A 16,072-nucleotide genomic window follows, 5' to 3' on the forward strand; every position below is an offset into this window, starting at 1 on the left:
AATTTTGATAACTATCTTAAGGAATGAGAATCGTTTTGTCAACCCTTTATCTTCCAGAGGCCAAAGAATGCATGGTTTACAGCAATCCGGACTTCTTCACATTCGCCAGGAAATCATGGAATTCCGGAATATTCAGCTGCTGCGCCGCATCGGACAACGCCGTAGCCGGATCGGGATGAACTTCGACCATCACGCCGTCCGCACCTGCAGCTAGAGCCGCTCTGGCACAAGGAGCCAGGATGTCCTTGCGGCCTGTGGAATGGGTCACGTCCACCAGCACAGGAAGATGCGTTTCTTGTTTCAGAATCGGCACCGCCGAGATGTCCAAGGTGTTTCTCGTCGCCTTCTCGTACGTCCGTATGCCGCGTTCAATCAGCATCACCTGCGTATTGCCGCGAGACACGATGTATTCAGCAGCGTGCACGAACTCATCGATCGTAGCCGCAAGACCGCGTTTCAACAGCACCGGCGTCTGAACGTCGCCCGCCGCTTTTAACAGCTCAAAGTTCTGCATGTTCCGCGCACCGATCTGAATAACGTCAATGTATTCGCACGCAAGCTCGATATGCGCAGGGTCCACGATCTCGCTGATCGTCTTCAGCCCGAACTCGGACGCCACTTCCTTCAGAATTTTCAGACCTTCAATGCCCAAGCCCTGAAAATCGTAAGGCGACGTTCTCGGTTTGAACGCGCCGCCGCGCATGACGGTTATGCCTGCTTCCTTAAGGGCAGCCGCAACCTGGCGTACTTGCTCATAACTCTCAACGGAGCACGGCCCTGCGATCATGACCGGCGTGCCGCCGCCAATGATGGTGCTGCCCAGTTGAATCAGGGTATCTTCCTGTTTCTTCTTCCGGCTCACCAGCAAATGCTTCTTGTGATCGACTTGCTGCAGCTTCAAGGACGCCTGGAAAATCTGTTTAAATAAATGACGCACCGTTTCATTATCAAAAGGACCTTGGTTATGCTCCACCAGAGTATCCAACATTTTTTTCTCGCGTACCGGATCAAAATCAGGAACTCCCTGCTTTTGCTTCTCCTGACCGATCTCCTGGGCGATCCGTGCCCGTTCCGACAACAGCTCCAGCAGCTGAAGATTAACGGAATCGAGCTCCGATCTTAATTGTTCCAAACGTCCTTGACTCATCTGAAATCTCTCCCTCACCTATTTTTCTAGTTTATGAAAACAAAAAGACCCCCCGCCCGGAAAGGGACGAGGAGTCGTGGTACCACCCTTATTAGATATGCCAAAAAAAGCAAACACATCTCACTTGAACCTCTTAACGCAAGGGTTACGGGTAAACCTACCATCTGCACGAAACATGCAGATTATCAGCATACCAGCTCCGGAATGAACTTCAGCGGAGAACCTTCGCCCGGGCGCTCTCAGTCGGTGGCGGCCCTTTCCTGTCAGGAACGTTCTTTCGCTTACTCTTTCCATCATCGCTTGTTATAACATATCGTGTTGGTTAATTAAGAAGCATTGTATTACACCCGGGATCGATAATGCAAGAGTTTTATTTAAAGCTTGGGTGCTTTGATGCAGCGAAGACTTATGGGCGGCCTTGTTCTTCAGGAAGAAACATGCACCCTTTCTCTTTGTTTCACCGGATTTCCCCAATACGTAAACATGCGCCAAACGTATTCAAATGGTCCGATCGGAAGCCGCTTTAACCAGGATCTACTGAATACAACTTGCATAGCGAAGATAATGAATACCATCACCATCTGCCAGATCGGTTCGATCATTCCGTACCACCCCAATCCGTAGCTGTAAAAGATCAATCCGCAAAGGATCGATTGCAGCAAATAGTTGGTGAAAGCCATTTTTCCCGGATAAGAAAATAGATCCAACACCTTCTGCCACGATTTGTTCTGGTATAAAAGTGCAAACAATCCGATATAGCCCAGGGTCAAGAGTGGTGCCCCAACGAATAAAACGACGGCCTCGCCCCAGGATGGAAGTCCTTCCGCCAGCGACATCACGAGTTGAAGGACAAGACCCAGACCTCCGCCCATCGCGACCAATCGGATGATCCCCTTCCGGTTCTTCCGGACCTCATGCAAAATACGGCGCTTGCAGAAGTAGGCACCCATCAGGAACATCCCTAATACTTGCGGGTAAAAGACCACCATATTCAAGATGGAGCCGATGTAATCATTCAGCCGCTGAGCGATGATCTCGGCCATCGTCCCCTCACCGTATATGGCGGCATCCCGCTCCTGGAAATAGATTCCGATCTGATGGGCATCCGCCTGGCTAAACGGCTCAAAGACTTGTCCGGCCGAAGAGCTCAGCAGGCTTGCTCCCGTCAGGAGAACGGGAACAAGCAGCAGCAGGGACAGTGACCAGATCAGCAGCGTTCTCGGCTTGCAGCGTTGAAACAGCATCAGTAGAAAACCCATGAGTGCATAGTGGGTCAGAACGTCTCCGTACCAAATCAGGATTCCATGGATCAGACCGATCAGAAGCAATGCCGTCAACCTTCGAGCATAGATGCGATTAAAGTTCCGGCCTTTTGCCTGACTGCTCTCCTGTAACATCACCATGCCAAAACCAAACAGGAAAGAGAAAATCAAAATAAATTTGCCGTCAATGACAATTCCGCGCAGCAGCATCAGGACTTCATTGTACCAGCCTGACCATAATTCGACCCCGAAAGAAATCGTTTGTAGCGATGTCGTAAAAAACGTAATGTTCACCAAAAAGATGCCTAATAGTGCAAATCCCCTCAAACTGTCAATGAGCCTTATTCTTGGCTGTAGATTCGTTGCCATCATTGTACCTCCTTATCAATGTGCCTTCAGGTTAAGGTACAATCATAAAGAAAGGATAAAGAAACTCATCTACTAACCTGTAAATTTACAGTAGCTTAAACATCACTCCGCATGCGGATCATTCTTCCGATCGCTGTTGCCCCCAGATTTCTATCTATCCATTAAAGAATGGTTGAAATCCGTGAGCAAAGGCGACCGCTGCCGCTGCTTCAGATGATTCCGCCTGCTCCGTTGAAGTATGGGCACTTATAAACTTCAAGTAATCCAACTTTCTTTATTCATTCTTTAGAAATGACGTGTACACTAATCAGATATATTTTAAAAGCTATTTCTTGGAGGATGTAATCGATATGGCAAACGAAACGATCCTATTGGTAGATGATGAAGAAGAGATCATCTCTTTTATACAAGACGCGCTGGAGCTTGAAGGCTATCACGTACTGACTGCCGGAAGTGGACGGGATGCATTGATCCAGAGCAAACAACAGCCGTCCCTGATCATACTCGATGTGATGATGCCCGAGATGAACGGCATTGAGGTCTGCGAGCACCTTAGGGAAAGGACGCAGTGTCCCATTGTGTTCTTGAGTGCTTGCCAAAGTGAAGTGGACCGGATACGAGGGCTGGCTGCGGGCGGGGACGATTATCTGCTCAAGCCCTTCAGCCTCGCGGAATTGAAAGCTAGAATCCATGCCCATCTTAGGCGAGAACAGAGAATCCACACGCAAAAAGAACAAGGCATCCTGCGGTTCCAAGCCCTGACGATCGATTGCAAGGGACATGCCGTTAGCTGCAACGGGCACAGCATCGCTCTGACGAATAAGGAGTATCAGATCGTGGAACTGCTGGCGATGCATCAGGGGCAGGTCTTTTCCAGAGAGCAGATTTACGAGAAGTTATGGGGGTTTGACGCTGAGGGGGACGACGCTACCATTACCGAGCACATCAAGAAAATCCGGGCCAAGCTGGCCGCCCATGCACAGAACCGCAGCTATATTCAAACCGTATGGGGCATTGGCTACAAGTGGGATCCCAAATGATGAAGCAGCGTTCCATCAAAAACACGTTCGCCCGCCATTTCGTCTCGATTCTGGCCTGCAGCCTGCTGGCTACGCTTGTAACCTGGGGGCTGCTCGTGCTGCTGCTCGGCTACCTGTTCAACCATGACATCGCGCTCCCGGCGAATCATTACGAAGCTCAAATCCCTGTTATTTCGGAATATGTCGAGGCCCGGGGCGATTCGGTCATGAGCACGCAGGGACAAGCCGATCTGGAAAAGGTAATCCCCTCGCAGGGCATGTCCTACCTGGTTGTGTCCCTTACCGGCGAACCTTTATACGGGGATCTTCCTCTCTACGAATCGCTTGACCGGCAGAAGATCATGGCACGCTTAAACCAGATCCACAGAAGCATGAATCAAGTCGTTAAGTACATTCCGGTTGTCTCCAGTGACGGAGATCTTGCAGGGGCTCTTCTGCTTGGATACAACCTGAAGGTGACGGCAGCCAATCCGGCGCTGAATCCTTTGGTAACCTTCGGGTTCCTGGCCTTTTTTCTGACCCCTTTTCTGTATATCATCCTGTTCACTCTGATATTCGGAAGGCGATTCAGCCGAAAGATCAGCACTCCGCTGCAGCAGCTTCTGCAAGGAGCCGAACAGATTAAAGAGCGAAACTTACACTTTTCCATGACAGGAACATCGTCCATAACGGAAGTTAACCGGCTTACGAATGCTTTTGAGGACATGCGTCAAGAGCTTGAGCAATCCATCGAGCGGGAATGGAGATTGGAGCAGGATCGAAGCACCATGTTTGCGGCTCTCGCTCACGACCTTCGGACACCGCTTACGATTATTCAAGGACATGTTGAAGGCTTGGAGCAGATGAGCGGGGAGTCTTATGAAACCAAACGATCGCCATATTTGCAAGTCATCAAACGCAACACGGCACGTGCTTCGAAACTTCTTCAGGATATGAACACCATCGCAGAAATTGAAAAGGTGTCTTTTCGGCTCCAGCCCCTTCCCGTGGATATTGAGGAGCTGGCGGATGAAAAAACCATGGAATATACCGCTTTATGCAGCAATAAGAACATAACCTTCCATACAGAAATCAATGATAACCGAATGAACAAGAAACCCGTCATCTTGGATCCTTATCGCATCATGCAGGTTCTGGATAATCTCGTTTCGAACAGCATTCGATATACCCCTGAAGCCGGACAGATTCTATGGCGTATCGAACTCACCGAGCAGCAGGTGATGATGTCTGTTACGGATAATGGAGCAGGCTTTGGGAAGCAGCAAGATCTGCAGCAGGTATTTAAGCAGTTTTATCAAGGAGAACATCCTTCCTCCAGACAAAAAGGGCATTCCGGTCTGGGGCTGTATATCGCCAAACTTCTCATTCAGCATCATGGAGGGCATATTTCCGCCGAGAATACCTCACCTTGCGGGGCGACAATCCGCTTTACCATACCGATCCAAGAATCATAAGCCTCCCGAGGCATCATAAAGAGGCATCCTGCCCGATCCAATGAATCGGGGGATGCCTCAATCGTTATACCTTTAACCGATAAATTGCCTTATTGTCGAGTCCGCGGATCATCGGTGTCCATGGCTCCGTTTCAAGCGTCGTATCCAGGGCGTCCTCCACCATCTGCAGCTTGGCGTCCAGCAGGTCGATATGGTGCAGCGCGACGGCTTCGGCCGTTTGCGGCTGAACCGGGCTCCCCCACTCTCCGAGGTTATGGTGGGAAAGTACGAGATGCTGCAAGCCCAAAACCACTTCGGATTCAAGCGCGATGTCGTTCTGAATGGCCGCTTCCACGATCCAGTTGGATGCCAGGGCGATATGTCCGATCAGCTTTCCCTGGTTGCTGTAGTCCGTAACGATGCCCATCTGGGCGATCATCTCTTCCGGCTTTGCGATATCATGCAGGATAATGCCGGCCTTGATCAAGTCCGGATTCAGAAACGGCCGCTGCTTGCAGATGAAATCGCCAATCTCCAGCATGCGGACAATATGATAGGCAAGTCCGGCAAAATAGGCATGATGATAGGTTTTGGCAGCCGGATAATGCATCAGCTTCTCTTCCACCTTCGACACACAATACTGCACAATGCTTCGTACCTGCGGCTCCGCAATCTCGTTCATCGTAAGTTTGATTGTATGTAACAGATCCACGGGGCGAATTGGCGCAGCCCTCACAAAATCGGTCAAGGAAACGCCATCCTCATCCGTTGCCTTGCGGATTCGGCTGATTTTAACTTGAGGCTGATCCCGGTAGCTCAGTACGGTTCCCTGGATTTTGACTAATTGCATCGGCAGGAACGTTTCTTTATCCTGAATGGTCACATCCCAGTACTTGGCCGAAATCTGGCCGCTCGCATCCGAGAGAATAATGTCAAAATAATCTTTCGGCGGCGTGCCGTTGGTCTGTCTCATATTTAATTCCTTCAGCAAGTAAAAACCAACAAAATCATCTTGAATGCTAAGTTTATTAATAGGTTTCATCTGGTTCCTCCCCAAAAAATCCCGTTAAGTTAACTATAACAAAGTCCCGTGCAATGAGTCTATCACACTGAAATATCCGCTCTGCAAAATCACAGAATCATAAGCCGAACTTCAGCAGTTGACTTTGACACCAGTGTCATCGTTTAGCATGGGGTTAGACTTATCGAGAGGAGCTATAATTCAATATGAAAAACAGTACGCAAAGTCAATCATCAGTGACGATCATAGGCCTGGGACCGATGGGTCAAGCGATGGCACGCACGTTTCTAAACCATGGCCACGCAGTCACCTTGTGGAATCGTACGGCCAGCAAAGCCGATGAGCTTATTAAACTGGGAGCTGTCGGAGCCTCTACAATTAAGGAAGCACTGGATGCCAATGAGTTAGTGCTTCTCAGTCTTACCGACTACAGCGCAATGTACGCCATCCTGGAAAATGCCATAGAAAGCCTCGCCGGCAAGGTATTCGTTAATCTAAGCTCGGACACCCCGGAGAAAGCCCGGGAAGCAGCCAAATGGCTGGCCGGACATGGTGCTTCGCATCTAACAGGCGGTGTGCAGGTTCCTCCGTCGGGAATCGGCAAGTCGGAATCCTTCACCTTTTACAGCGGACCCTTGGATGTCTTCGAGGCACACAAGGAGGTGCTTGAAGTGTTGACTAGCACGGACTACAGGGGGGAAGATCCTGGACTCGCCGCGCTGTATTATCAGATCGGAATGGATATGTTCTGGACGGCTATGCTCAGTTATCTTCACGCTGTTGCAGTAGGACAAGCGAACGGCATCACGGCAGAGCAATTGAAGTCACATGCAATCAACACGATGGCTTCGCTGCCACAATTCATTGAGTTCTATACCCCGCGCATCGATGCAGGAGAATATCCGGGGGACGTAGATCGGCTCGCCATGGGCGTTGCCAGCGTTGAGCACATCGTTCATACCACACAGGATGCAGGCGTTGACGCTTCATTGCCTGAAGCGGTTCTGGAGATCTTCAAGCGGGGGTTGGCGAATGGCCGTGAAGGGGACAGCTTTACCAGCCTGATTGAATCGTTCAGGAAAACCGCGGCATCATCGCATTGAACCATCCCGCGCATCATCGAGTGAACTTTAAATTTCGATTCTTGCCTGAGAAGCGAATGGTTGATCGGTTTCCAACAAGATACGGATGACACAAGAAAAAGCACCCGCGGGTGCTTTTTCTGTCATCGCCTTTTCGCATTCGAGTCGAGGCCAGTATTAATTTTAAGATTTCCATGCACCCGGATGGTCGTCTTGAACCAAATCCAGCTCCACGGCTCTCGCGTTTGCCTCCACCTGCTCGACGCTCTTGCAGCCTGGAATGACGCAGCTGACAGCCGGATGCTTCAAGCACCAGGCCAGCGCCCACTCGGCCATATTCACGCCCTCCGGCACTTCGTTCTGCTTAATCTCTTCCACAAGCTTCAGCTTGGCGTTGATCTCGTCCTGGTCACGGTTCTTGCGCACGTTATCGCTGAAGACCGTCCCTGGCTTATACTTTCCGCTTAAGTACCCGCTTGCAAGCGGAACTCGCGCCAATACTCCAAGATCCTGCTTCAAACATGAAGGAAGAACCTCTTCCTCCGGAGCTTGCTCCAGACGGTTATACACGACCTGAATGGCTTTGGCATTCACATCCGCAGCCTTATCCGTTTGATAGATGTTTCTGTTACTTCCAATAGAAATGCCCAGATTACGGATGGTTCCCGCCTGAACCTGCTTGTCCAGCATCGTCCACATCTCATCATTGTTGAACACTTCATCCGAGCCGGAATGGAATTGATACAGGTCGATGTAATCGGTACGAAGCGCTTTAAGTGATTCCTCGAGCTGAATTCGAATCTGCTTCGTATCCCATGCGTTCTCCCACTGCTCATGCCATCGATGACCAAACTTCGAGGCAATGACCCAATCCTCGCGGCGGTCGCGCGACAAGAAATCACCGATGAAATTCTCGGACATATGATGAGGACCATAACATTCGGCTGTATCGAGCAGATTAATGCCTAGCTCCTTCGCATGCGTTAAAATGGCATCGACTTCCTGTTGGTTGAAATCCTTCCCCCAATCACCGCCAAACTGCCAGGTTCCCACACCGACTACCGATACTTTCAGATCGGTTTTTCCGAGACGTCTGTACTTCATATACTCACCCCTACTCTTAGATTTGTGCGCCTATATCTTATTTGAAATTGCAACCGTTTGCAACTGATGCTGCGGACTCTTTTTTCTCGTCCATCACCTATATTTTTCATCCGCTCGCCGTATCCGGATTGTTTAATAATAAGTCGTTATGGTGAACCCTATAATACGTAATCATTTCGTTATTATAGAACGGAATCAGAAAGGAGGATTGTCGGCGTGAATACTCGGACACTGGAGCAATGGATGCCGGACATTATAGAGAGTCTGAAAGCAAAAACACCCAATGACTTTCAGCGAATGATCGATGAATTTCTTCCTTATGACCTGGCCAGAATACATAGCCATCTCAGCGATGCGGACCAGACCCGATTTCTGCAGTTTCTGAACGAGGAGCAGCTGGCCGATATGATTCAGGAAATGGAGCATGACCAGCAGATCGAAGTTTTGGGCAGGCTGGGCAAAGAAAGAACGGCCATCATCATGGACTTGATGGATAACGACGACCTCGCCATTTTGCTGGATGAGCTGTCACCTGAGCAGAAAGACGAATTCCTCAAGGGAATGCGGGACGAGGAATCCCAATTTGTCTTGAACCTGATGAAATACCCGCCGGAAACTGCGGGCCGAATCATGACCAATCGTTACGTGTGGATTCCCCAGCATTACACCGTATCCGAGGTCGTCCAGAAGCTGAAAACCTACGTCTCCATTTCCGAAACGATCAACTATCTGTACGTCATAAACCAAGACAAGAAACTGATGGGCGTGGTGTCTTACCGGGGTCTTATCTTGGCCGAACCGGATGAATATATGGTGGATATCATGCACAGCCGGGTGCTGTCCGTACCTGTGGATGCCGATCAGGAGGAAGTCGCTCAGATGATCCAAAAATACGATCTGGTCGCCATCCCCGTCGTTGAACAGGATAACACACTTGTAGGCATCATTACGGTTGACGATATTCTCGACGTCGTCATCAAGGAAGCCGATGAGGATATTCGAAAAATGAACGCCACCGGGGGCAAATCCATTGACTTCAACACCAAAGCAACCGTTGCCGCCTTTCGAAGATTACCGTGGCTGATCCTGCTCTTATTCATCGGTCTGATCTCGGGAACGATCATTTCCCGATTTGAAGAGACGCTGGCACAGGTTGTGGCGCTAGCCTTCTTCATGCCCATGATTGCCGGAATGACCGGCAATACCGGCACGCAGTCGCTAGCTGTTATTGTACGCGGCCTGACTACGAAAGAAATGACCAAATCGCTGGTGTACCGGCTGTTAGCAAGAGAGCTGAAGGTCGGCTTGATGATCGGGGTCATATGCGGGATCCTGATATCCTTGATCGCATATTTCTGGCAGGGCAATCTCTATCTGGGGTTTGTGGTCGGAAGCTCGTTGATTGCAACACTCATCGTGGGCACGATGGCAGGTACAATCATTCCGCTCATTCTGTTCAAATTCAAAATTGATCCGGCCGTGGCCTCCGGACCGTTAATTACAACCATTAACGATATTCTCTCGCTTGTCATCTACTTTGGCATCGCGACCCTGTTTCTGTCCTATATCTAGCCGACCGCCGGGATGAACATTCCCTTTCAAAAAAAGACTTCCGATTCATTCACCGGAAGTCTTTTTATTTGGAATCCGGCAGTTCGATGTCGAGGATATCATCAACTCAAAAACGGCTGGGTCTTATGAAAACTTACGGAACAAGCATGATGATACATTTCCTTTTCTACCTTTTTTTTCTTGCAATTGATGCCACCTGGTTTATTATATATGTAGTTCAGATCATGAACTTAAACATGCTAAATACGAAGTACATAGAGTATATGTTATATGCTAGAATCTGCCCGGCTTGGTTCAACATGAAGTTTGCATTCAATCCAATAGAGGAGTGATGGTTATGAGTATGAATTTATTTCATCCCGAAACAAGACAGAAATTAATGTGGTTGAATGAGCCTGAGCATTGGGAGTTTACATCAGATGACCGGCTAATCATGGATGCCCCGTCGAAGGCAGACTTTTTCAAAGACCCTGGAGGAAAACATATAGCTCATTCTGCCCCCTATCTTCACCTTCAGGTTGATTCTACCTTCCAGCTAGTAACGCAGCTTCAGGTAGATATGCTCCATTTATATGATTCCGGGTGCTTGATGTTGATGGCAGACGAGAATAATTGGGCCAAGCTATGTTTTGAATACAATGGTGAGTATGCAACGATTGTGTCCGTTGTTACCCAGAACGGCTTTTCGGATGATTGTAATTCCGAGCGTGTATTCGTTAGCAATCCTTATCTAAAAATAACGAAGAAGGATAGAACTATTTCTTTTTACTACTCATCGGATGGTGAAGCTTGGAAATTGATTCGATACTTTGGAATGGATGCCTCGACTCCATTTACAGCGGGTGTGGTAGCCCAATCACCGATGGGAGCAGGTTGTCGAGTCCAATTTCTGTCTTTGTTTTTATCTGAATCGGATGAGAAAAGCAGGTTTTAATATAATATATTCAAAATAATAACATTTTTCTCACTCGAACTGGCCATCATGAAAATGATAGGGTGAGCTCATCGTATCTCCTTAGATTGAAAAATGGTTGGCATAACTTAAACATTACCAAAAAGTAATTATATCACTTCAAAGTGCGTACTTCTCAAGCCGAACCCTAACGTGCAAAATGACATTAATCAAGAACATCACGTTAGGGAGATGAACCTATGAATACAGATCAACGTTCACATCATTCGCAAAAAACAGCTTTGGTTGTAGGGGCCAACGGGGTGATCGGCCGCAACCTCATCGAGCACCTTTCGACGCTTCAAGGCTGGGATATCGTCGGCGTATCGCGCCGAGGCGGAGATTCCACGAACCGCGTACGTTATATCTCCGCCGACCTGCTTGATCGGGAGGATACGATTGCCAAATTAAGCTCTTTGACCGAAGTGACGCATATCTTCTATGCGGCTTATCAGGACCGGCCAACGTGGGCCGAGCTTGTCGCACCAAATCTGGCCATGCTTGTCCATGTCGTGGAAGCTATCGAGCCCATTGCTGCCAATCTGCAGCATGTCAGCCTGATGCAGGGCTACAAGGTATACGGCGCGCATCTCGGTCCATTCAAGACGCCGGCCCGGGAGACGGATGCGAACCATATGCCGCCAGAATTCAATATCGATCAGCAGAACTTTTTGGAGGAACGGCAGCAAGGCAAAGCCTGGACCTGGTCCGCGCTGCGTCCATCCGTTGTCAGCGGATTTGCCCTTGGAAACCCGATGAATCTGGCGATGGTCATTGCCGTCTATGCCTCGATTTCAAAAGAGCTCGGCATTCCTCTGCGTTTCCCAGGTAAGCCGGGAGCCTATCACAGTCTGCTGGAGATGACCGATGCCGATCTGCTCGCCAAAGCCACGGTTTGGGCTGCTACCGATGAACGATGCGCCAATCAAGCATTTAACATCACGAACGGGGACCTGTTCCGCTGGAACGAGTTGTGGCCGAAGATTGCGAATTATTTCGGCATGGAAACCGCGCCGCCCCTGCAGATGAATCTGGAAACGGTCATGGCGGATAAAGAGCCGGTCTGGAATCGTATGGTTGAGTTGCATGGACTTGCGGAGCACACGTATCAAGAGGTTTCATCCTGGAAGTTCGGTGATTTTGTGTTCTCCTGGGATTATGATTTCTTTGCAGACGGTTCGAAGGCACGCCGCTTCGGTTTTCATGAGTATGTCGATACGGAAGCCATGTTCATGAATATCTTTGACGAGCTCCGGCGACGTAAAGTTATTCCATAAATAATCGCGCAAGCTGCATGACGAAGAGCCGACTATACGTGGAATAGTCGGCTCTTTCATTTATTATACCTTTTAATGCCGATCCTCAAATGCCGGCTTCTCCAGCACCATGGCCGATTCCCCATACTTCCGTTCGATATGAATATCTCCCCATCTGCACATCAAATGAAGAATTTCCTTCAAGCTCCAGCCATACTCGCTCAATTCATACTCCACCTTGGGCGGAACCTGATTATACGTCTTGCGTAATATAATGCCCTCCTCTTCCAGCTCCCGCAGATGCTGTGTCAGCATTTTTTGGGTGATCTGGGGAATCAGGCTTAAAAATTCGCTGTTGCGTCTTTTACCGAAGGTAAGATGAAATAGAATGACCGGTTTCCACTTTCCGCCGATGACCTCCAGCGTAGCTTCGACCGCGGTGTTGTATACTTTTTCCTTATGCTCCATGAAAAGCCTCGCTCCTTCGTTCCACGATATGGCATTACCAGTGATTTCCGACCTCTCGCTTTACTTCTTCCACTATAACACGAACCCCTTCCTCGATCTGATCCAATCGCGCTCTAGAAATACTGATACGTATAAACTTCTCGCGCATAAGGTAGTCGGACAGATAAAAATGCTTGCCGGACACCACATGAACGTTCCGCTCTTGCAGCCGCCTGATCAATCGCTCCAGGTTAACGGTCTGCGGCAGCTTAAACAGTTTATATATGCCGCCGTCGCCGGGCATGGCTTCAATGAATCCGGTTCCCTCGTACCGCTGCAAAGCGGCATTCAGGGCTTGCATTCGGGTTTCATACTGGCTGTAAATTTTCTGCTTATGCCGCTCGTACATCCCGTTGCTGATATAAATTTCGAGCGCCGCTTGGGACAGCAGCGACGTATCCCCATAACTTTTGAAAGCATGAAACGTTTCAAGCAAACGTTCCGGCAGGACGACGGCTCCTAAGCGCAGTCCGGGGAAAATGATCTTGGAGAAGCTCTTCAGGTATACGACGTGCGATGTTCTGTTGTACGCATAGACAGGATCATATCCCCGTTCTTCGCCTAGATCGGCCATATAGTCGTCTTCGACGATATAGACGTTATATCGGGTCGCCAGTTTCGCAATGGCCTTCCTCTGTTCGGCGCTGTAGGAAGTGCCCAGCGGATTATGATATCTCGACATGGTATAGAAATATTTAATATGTCCGGAGCGGAAATGCTCCTCCAGAGCCTGCAGATCGATGCCAGCTGCCGTGCGCGCGATTCCGATAACGGGTACTCCTTCACTCTCCAACAACTGCAAATAATTATTGTAGCTAGGCTGTTCGACCAGAATGACGGACTTTCCGCCGGGAAACGGCATTTTAGTCAAAATCTCAAGTGCCTGCTGGGCGCCCGCCGTAATCATGATCCTCTCCGCGGTAGTGAACACTTGAGCTCCTGCCAGATGGGAGACCAGCGTATGGCGCAGTTTCTCCATCCCTTTCGGATCGCCATAGGTAAACAGCTCGTATTTATAGGTATCAATCGCCTTGTTCAGGCAATGCTGAAAATCCAGATACGGGAATACATTCACGTCCGGAGAGGCCGATGCAAAATCAATCCAACTCTTATCCATGTTATCCGAATCTCCGTCTTTCTGGACGACATAATAGCCGCTTTGCGAAACCGAATAAATGGCGTGCCGTTTCTCAAGCTCGGAATAGGCACGAATCACCGTACTGATGCTGCACCCGTAGGATTGTGCCGCACTTCGAACGGAAGGCAGCTTCTGCCCTGAACGGTATTGGCCTTCCTGAATTTTCGATTCCATATCGGTAAGAATGGATAAATACTTTTTCACGATCACGCCCCCTTGTGACTCTTATTATACAGGACCTCACCACTGTATCGGTACAGTTTTCAAAATAGGGAATGGTTTCAAACGCATCATTATCCTATATTTCAAGTAACCGTTCGCTGCTTGGGGAACACCTTCCCAGCTTTAAGAATGAAGATAACTGTGATAGGGAGCTGATTCGTATGTCATCCATCTCGCATACCGACTTTTTAACGACTGTACGTGAACGTCAAGCGGTTAAACATTTTGACCCGCAGCACAACCTCCGTCATGAAGAGATTCAAGAATTGCTTGAGATTGCGAGTACCGCACCTTCCGCTTGGAATCTGCAGCATTGGACGTATCTTGCCATTACAGATAAGGCCGCCAAAGAAAAACTGCTGCCCATCGCATATGGACAAAGGCAAATCGTTGAAGCCTCCGCTGTCATCGCGGTGTTGGGAAACCTGCAGGCCCATCAACATGCTGAAGCGATATATGACCAAGCGGTTCAGGCTGGGTTCATGCCAGAGGAGGTCAAAACGAATCTGGTCCGGCAAATTATGAATTCGTACACCAATGCGCCTGAACTCGCCCAGGAAGAAGCGATACGGAGCGCTTCCATGGCCGCCATGCAGCTCATGCTGGCTGCAAAGGCACGCGGTCTTGATTCATGCCCGATGGGCGGATACAGCGCAAGCCTATTCACGGAAGCATTCGGGGTTCCGCGCCATTTGGTTCCCGTTATGCTGGTTGCGATCGGTAAGAAGTCCGTTCCGGCTCATCCTTCTACCCGTTTACCGGTAGAAAAGACGGTAATTTGGAATCACTTCTAAGGCTCAACTAAAAAAGATCTAATATTTTTAGGTGAAAAACCTAATTTTATTAGGTTTTTTGAGTGGAAAGCGTCTGATAGAATAAATACAAGCGCTTACAATGCAACGATTCAAGGAGGAAACGTGATGACCAAACCCGTACAGCCTAACGAACCGATCGTAACCCATATCTATACCGCGGACCCTTCCGCCCACGTATTCGAGGGTAAAATTTATATTTATCCATCCCATGACCTGGATCACGAGAACACGTCCAATGATAACGGCGACCAGTATGACATGGAAGACTACCACATTCTCTCGATGGATGATGTGAATGCTCCATGCGTGGACCATGGCGAAGCCCTTCATGTGAAGGATGTTCCATGGGCGAAGAAGCAAATGTGGGCACCGGATGCCGCCTTCAAGAACGACACGTACTACTTATACTTCCCTGCCAGGGATCATGACGATATTTTCCGACTTGGCGTAGCGACAAGCTCCTCGCCTTCCGGCCCCTTTAAGCCGGAGCCTCATTACATCCCGGGCAGTTACAGCATTGACCCTGCCGTATTCGTGGACGACGATAACCGGGCCTATATTTACTTCGGCGGCCTCTGGGGCGGACAGCTGGAACAATGGCAGACGGGATCCCATATTCCGGATGCGGAAGGACCTGCCGCGGATGCGCCTGCCATCGGACCGCGGGTCGCCGAGCTGAGCGACGACATGCTTACTTTCAAGGAGACGCCGCGAGAAATATCCATCGTCGATGAGGAGGGCAACCCGATTGTCGCGGGGGATGAAGAGCGAAGATATTTTGAAGGACCTTGGGTCCATAAATACAACGGCACCTACTATCTTTCTTATTCTACCGGCTCAACACACAAAATCGTCTACGGGACGAGCCAAAGTCCAACGGGGCCTTTCGAGTTCAAAGGCACGATTCTAACACCTGTTATCGGCTGGACGACCCATCACTCCATCGTTCAGTTTCAGGATAAATGGTATCTCTTCTACCATGACAGCTCCCTCTCCGGCGGGGCCGACAACAAACGCAGCGTCAAGTTCACCGAGCTGACCTACAATGAGGACGGCACCATTCAGACGATTGATCCGTACGGTAAATAAGGCAAGAGGAAGGCTGGATTCCATGACTATGGAGTTCAGCTTTTTCCGGTTCAATTTTTTACA

The 16,072-nt window shown here is 49.3% G+C and carries 14 protein-coding genes; 8 read left to right on the plus strand and 6 right to left on the minus strand.

All coding sequences use genetic code 11. The features are described 5' to 3' along the window. Positions 1–76 precede the first annotated feature (76 nt). Both OHJ21_RS16420 and OHJ21_RS16425 read right to left on the minus strand, forming a co-directional pair. Positions 77–1,147 (minus strand): bifunctional 3-deoxy-7-phosphoheptulonate synthase/chorismate mutase, encoded by a 1,071-nt coding sequence (locus OHJ21_RS16420; RefSeq protein WP_100538646.1) that lies wholly within the window; start codon positions 1,145–1,147, stop codon positions 77–79. Positions 1,148–1,572: 425 nt separating this feature from the next. Next, positions 1,573–2,778 carry a DUF418 domain-containing protein gene (locus OHJ21_RS16425; protein ID WP_486020562.1) on the minus strand — a complete coding sequence of 402 codons (1,206 nt, stop codon included), beginning with the start codon at positions 2,776–2,778 and terminating at the stop codon, positions 1,573–1,575. 350 nt (positions 2,779–3,128) lie between these two features. Between OHJ21_RS16425 and OHJ21_RS16430 the strand changes: the two genes are divergently transcribed. Together OHJ21_RS16430 and OHJ21_RS16435 are read left to right on the plus strand one after the other, a co-directional pair. Next, the gene (locus tag OHJ21_RS16430; RefSeq protein WP_100538648.1) at positions 3,129–3,818 is read left to right on the plus strand and encodes a response regulator transcription factor; all 690 of its coding nucleotides are present in this window, start codon (positions 3,129–3,131) and stop codon (positions 3,816–3,818) included. Then, the gene (locus OHJ21_RS16435) at positions 3,815–5,272 is read left to right on the plus strand and encodes a sensor histidine kinase (protein WP_486020563.1); all 1,458 of its coding nucleotides are present in this window, start codon (positions 3,815–3,817) and stop codon (positions 5,270–5,272) included. Before OHJ21_RS16430 ends, OHJ21_RS16435 begins: the two co-directional genes overlap by 4 nt. 64 nt (positions 5,273–5,336) lie before the next feature. Here the strand turns inward: OHJ21_RS16435 and OHJ21_RS16440 are convergent, their stop codons facing one another. Further along, on the minus strand, positions 5,337–6,293 hold the full coding sequence (locus OHJ21_RS16440; protein ID WP_100538650.1) for a 3'-5' exoribonuclease YhaM family protein: 957 nt from the start codon (positions 6,291–6,293) through the stop codon (positions 5,337–5,339). A gap of 185 nt (positions 6,294–6,478) precedes the next feature. Here OHJ21_RS16440 and OHJ21_RS16445 point away from each other — a divergent pair, with 185 nt between their 5' ends. Next, on the plus strand, positions 6,479–7,375 hold the full coding sequence (locus OHJ21_RS16445; protein ID WP_486020564.1) for an NAD(P)-dependent oxidoreductase: 897 nt from the start codon (positions 6,479–6,481) through the stop codon (positions 7,373–7,375). 162 nt (positions 7,376–7,537) lie between these two features. Here the strand turns inward: OHJ21_RS16445 and OHJ21_RS16450 are convergent, their stop codons facing one another. Beyond that, positions 7,538–8,458 (minus strand): aldo/keto reductase, encoded by a 921-nt coding sequence (locus OHJ21_RS16450; protein ID WP_326119221.1) that lies wholly within the window; start codon positions 8,456–8,458, stop codon positions 7,538–7,540. A gap of 216 nt (positions 8,459–8,674) precedes the next feature. Here OHJ21_RS16450 and mgtE point away from each other — a divergent pair, with 216 nt between their 5' ends. The 3 genes from mgtE (at position 8,675) to OHJ21_RS16465 (ending at position 12,259) form a co-directional block, all read left to right on the plus strand. After that, positions 8,675–10,030, plus strand: a complete 1,356-nt coding sequence (gene mgtE / locus OHJ21_RS16455) for a magnesium transporter (RefSeq protein WP_486020566.1) — start codon at positions 8,675–8,677, stop codon at positions 10,028–10,030. Positions 10,031–10,367: 337 nt separating this feature from the next. After that, on the plus strand, positions 10,368–10,964 hold the full coding sequence (locus tag OHJ21_RS16460) for a DUF1349 domain-containing protein (RefSeq protein WP_486020567.1): 597 nt from the start codon (positions 10,368–10,370) through the stop codon (positions 10,962–10,964). A 218-nt stretch (positions 10,965–11,182) separates the two neighbouring features. After that, positions 11,183–12,259: an SDR family oxidoreductase gene (locus OHJ21_RS16465; protein ID WP_394054320.1), complete on the plus strand. Its 1,077-nt coding sequence runs from the start codon at positions 11,183–11,185 to the stop codon at positions 12,257–12,259. Between the two features lie 72 nt (positions 12,260–12,331). On the opposite strand, the gene OHJ21_RS16470 is transcribed toward OHJ21_RS16465, so the two are convergent. Together OHJ21_RS16470 and OHJ21_RS16475 are read right to left on the minus strand one after the other, a co-directional pair. Beyond that, positions 12,332–12,706, minus strand: a complete 375-nt coding sequence (locus OHJ21_RS16470; protein WP_100538657.1) for a winged helix-turn-helix transcriptional regulator — start codon at positions 12,704–12,706, stop codon at positions 12,332–12,334. 34 nt (positions 12,707–12,740) lie between these two features. Then, positions 12,741–14,087, minus strand: a complete 1,347-nt coding sequence (locus OHJ21_RS16475) for an aminotransferase-like domain-containing protein (RefSeq protein ID WP_486020568.1) — start codon at positions 14,085–14,087, stop codon at positions 12,741–12,743. Between the two features lie 179 nt (positions 14,088–14,266). Here OHJ21_RS16475 and OHJ21_RS16480 point away from each other — a divergent pair, with 179 nt between their 5' ends. Both OHJ21_RS16480 and OHJ21_RS16485 read left to right on the plus strand, forming a co-directional pair. Beyond that, complete coding sequence (locus OHJ21_RS16480) at positions 14,267–14,899, plus strand: nitroreductase family protein (protein WP_326114603.1); 633 nt, start codon at positions 14,267–14,269, stop codon at positions 14,897–14,899. 126 nt (positions 14,900–15,025) lie between these two features. Then, complete coding sequence (locus OHJ21_RS16485; RefSeq protein WP_394054317.1) at positions 15,026–16,009, plus strand: glycoside hydrolase family 43 protein; 984 nt, start codon at positions 15,026–15,028, stop codon at positions 16,007–16,009. The last annotated feature ends 63 nt before the right edge of the window (positions 16,010–16,072 follow it).

The sequence above is a fragment of the Virgibacillus sp. LDC1 genome (assembly GCF_025792345.1).
Lineage (GTDB): Bacteria > Bacillota > Bacilli > Paenibacillales > Paenibacillaceae > Paenibacillus_AQ > Paenibacillus_AQ lautus.

Coding starts and splice junctions, on each gene's coding strand:
- OHJ21_RS16460 (WP_486020567.1), top strand. CDS start 10,368: ATGAGTATGAATTTATTTCATCCCGAAACAAGACAGAAATTAATGTGG.
- OHJ21_RS16480 (WP_326114603.1), top strand. CDS start 14,267: ATGTCATCCATCTCGCATACCGACTTTTTAACGACTGTACGTGAACGT.
- OHJ21_RS16440 (WP_100538650.1), bottom strand. CDS start 6,293: ATGAAACCTATTAATAAACTTAGCATTCAAGATGATTTTGTTGGTTTT.
- OHJ21_RS16445 (WP_486020564.1), top strand. CDS start 6,479: ATGAAAAACAGTACGCAAAGTCAATCATCAGTGACGATCATAGGCCTG.
- OHJ21_RS16470 (WP_100538657.1), bottom strand. CDS start 12,706: ATGGAGCATAAGGAAAAAGTATACAACACCGCGGTCGAAGCTACGCTG.
- OHJ21_RS16425 (WP_486020562.1), bottom strand. CDS start 2,778: ATGGCAACGAATCTACAGCCAAGAATAAGGCTCATTGACAGTTTGAGG.
- OHJ21_RS16435 (WP_486020563.1), top strand. CDS start 3,815: ATGATGAAGCAGCGTTCCATCAAAAACACGTTCGCCCGCCATTTCGTC.
- OHJ21_RS16450 (WP_326119221.1), bottom strand. CDS start 8,458: ATGAAGTACAGACGTCTCGGAAAAACCGATCTGAAAGTATCGGTAGTC.
- OHJ21_RS16465 (WP_394054320.1), top strand. CDS start 11,183: ATGAATACAGATCAACGTTCACATCATTCGCAAAAAACAGCTTTGGTT.
- OHJ21_RS16485 (WP_394054317.1), top strand. CDS start 15,026: ATGACCAAACCCGTACAGCCTAACGAACCGATCGTAACCCATATCTAT.
- OHJ21_RS16430 (WP_100538648.1), top strand. CDS start 3,129: ATGGCAAACGAAACGATCCTATTGGTAGATGATGAAGAAGAGATCATC.
- OHJ21_RS16420 (WP_100538646.1), bottom strand. CDS start 1,147: ATGAGTCAAGGACGTTTGGAACAATTAAGATCGGAGCTCGATTCCGTT.